The sequence below is a fragment of the Spirillospora sp. NPDC049652 genome (assembly GCF_040675125.1).
Lineage (GTDB): Bacteria > Actinomycetota > Actinomycetes > Streptosporangiales > Streptosporangiaceae > Spirillospora.
This window is the reverse complement of sequence record NZ_JBFAOF010001038.1, coordinates 1-2,387: the sequence shown is the minus strand read 5'-3', so window position 1 is coordinate 2,387 and position 2,387 is coordinate 1. Positions and strand designations below refer to the sequence as shown.

Here is a 2,387-nt window from a genome sequence, read left to right as displayed (position 1 = left end):
GACGCCGCGACGGCGGCCCGCACCGCGCTGCCCCGCACGCCCGCGCGCCCCACATCGCAGGCGCGGCCGTCGCGGCCGGAGCGCCCCGGGCGGCCCTCGGACCCGGCGTCCGGGCAGGGCTCGTGAGCGGCCTTTCGTTTCTGAAAGATCTATGAGAATCCGCTGGTCACAGCGTTGATCGCGAGGTCGGCGGTTACCGTGGGCGGATGGAGTCCGATGCCGCGCGCGGGCGCATCCTCGTCGTCGACGACGAGCCGGCGGTCCGGGAGTCGCTGACCAGCAGCCTGGAGTTCGAGGGGTACGAGGTCGGCACGGCGGCCGACGGGCTGCTCGCTCTCGACGCGGTCGAGCGTGAGCATCCGGACCTGGTGGTCCTGGACGTCCTCATGCCCCGGATGGACGGGCTGACCGCGTGCCGCCGGATGCGGGCGCGGGGCGCGACGATGCCGGTGCTGATGCTGACCGCGCGGGACATGGTCGGCGACCGGGTGACCGGGCTGGACGCCGGGGCCGACGACTACCTGGTGAAGCCGTTCGAGCTGGACGAGCTGCTGGCGCGGGTGCGGGCGCTGCTGCGCCGGGCGGTGGACTACGGCCCGGCGTCGCGTCCGGACGGCGAGGTGCTGGCGTTCGGCGACCTGCGGATGGACCCGCGGACCCGCGAGGTGCTGCGGGAGGGGCGTCCGCTGGAGCTGACCCGCACCGAGTTCATGCTGCTGGAGCTGTTCCTGCGGCATCCGCGGCAGGTGCTGACGCGCGAGCAGATCCTGGAGACGGTGTGGGGGTTCGACTTCGAGCCGGCCTCCAACTCGCTGGACGTGTACGTGATGTACCTGCGGCGCAAGACCGAGGTGAACGGGCTGCCCCGGCTGATCCACACGGTGCGCGGCGTCGGGTACGTCCTGCGGAGCTCGTCGTGACCGCCGCGTCCCGCCCGGCCGTGTCCGGCGGGAGACCGAATGGTCCGGGTGGAGGGGGAGCCGGGCCGTGCGGCGGCTGATGACGCGGCTGCCGCTGCGGGGACGGCTGGCGCTGCTCACGGCGCTCGCGGTGGCCGTCGCGGTGGCGGCGTGCGCGACGGTGAGCTGGTTCCTGGTGCGGGGCCAGCTGTACCGGGAGCTGGACGGGCGGCTGCGCGGGATGAGCGGGCCCCCGCCGGGCGCGGGCGTCCCCGGCCACCGGCCGCGCGGCAACCGGCTGGAGATCCAGGAGGCGCTGGCGGACTGCCGGTCCACGCCGGTGAGCGGGGCCGACACCCGGTACGGCGGCCCGTACTTCATCCAGCAGGTGCTCGCCGCCGACGGCCGCGCGTGCGTGATCCCCGACCGTGGCGCGCTGACGGTGACCGACGCCGACGCGCAGGTCGCGGCCGGGATGCGGGCGAGCGCGCTGCACGACGGCAAGGGCGTCGACAGCCAGGGGAACAGCGTCCGGGTGCGGATCCTGACCGTCGGCGTCCCGCCGTCGGAGGTGTCCGGGGAGCAGGCGCGGTTCGCGATCTCGAGCGCGATCCCGCTGGACGAGGTGGAGGGGCCGCTCGACAACCTCGCGCTGCTGCTGGTGGCGGTGTCGGCGGCGGGGGTGCTGCTGTCGGCGGGCGCGGGCCTGATGATCGCGCGCGCGTCGCTGCGTCCGGTGGACCGGCTGACCGACGCCGCCGAGCACATCGCGCGGACCGAGGACCTGGACACCCGGATCCCCGAGCACGGGCACGACGAGATCGCGCGGCTGAGCCAGGCGTTCAACATGATGACGGGGGCGCTGGCGGCGTCCCGGGACCGGCAGCAGCAGCTGATCGCGGACGCCGGGCACGAGCTGCGCACGCCGCTGACGTCGCTGCGGACCAACATCGACCTGCTGCTGCGCTCGCAGGACAGCGGCCGGGAGCTGCCACCGGCCACGCGGCGGCGGCTGCTGGCGAGCGTGAAGGCGCAGATGGTGGAGCTGTCGAGCCTGGTCGGCGACCTGCTGGAGCTGGCGCGTCCGGCGGAGGGGCAGCCCGCGCGGGAGACCGTGGCGCTGCACGAGGCCGTCGAGCGCGCCGTCGAGCGGGCGCGGCTGCGTGGCCCTGGGCTGGTGGTCGAGGCCGAGACCGCGCCGTGGTTCGTGCAGGGCGATCCGGGCCAGCTGGAGCGGGCGGTGGTGAACCTGCTGGACAACGCGGTGAAGTTCAGCCCGCCGGGCGGGCACGTGCGGGTGCGGCTGGACGGCGGGGAGCTGACCGTCCGGGACGAGGGGCCGGGGATCGCGCCGGAGGACCTGCCGCACGTGTTCGAGCGGTTCTGGCGGTCGCCTTCGGCACGGAGCCTGCCGGGGTCGGGGCTGGGCCTGTCGATCGTGGCGCGAGTCGTCGGCGAGGGCGGCGGGCGGGTGAGCCTGGAGCCGGC

2 protein-coding genes are annotated in these 2,387 nt (G+C 75.2%); both read left to right on the top strand.

The window, feature by feature from the left end:
- Positions 1 to 206 precede the first annotated feature (206 nt).
- On the top strand, positions 207 to 920 hold the full coding sequence (locus tag AB0J52_RS36545; protein ID WP_500187486.1) for a response regulator transcription factor: 714 nt from the start codon (positions 207 to 209) through the stop codon (positions 918 to 920).
- A 67-nt stretch (positions 921 to 987) separates the two neighbouring features.
- A partial coding sequence (locus tag AB0J52_RS36540) for a sensor histidine kinase (protein WP_500187485.1) occupies positions 988 to 2,387 on the top strand: 1,400 nt, incomplete at its 3' end.

Excerpts from the sequence above, each read along its gene's own strand:
- AB0J52_RS36545 (WP_500187486.1), top strand. The coding sequence starts at position 207 with ATGGAGTCCGATGCCGCGCGCGGGCGCATCCTCGTCGTCGACGACGAG.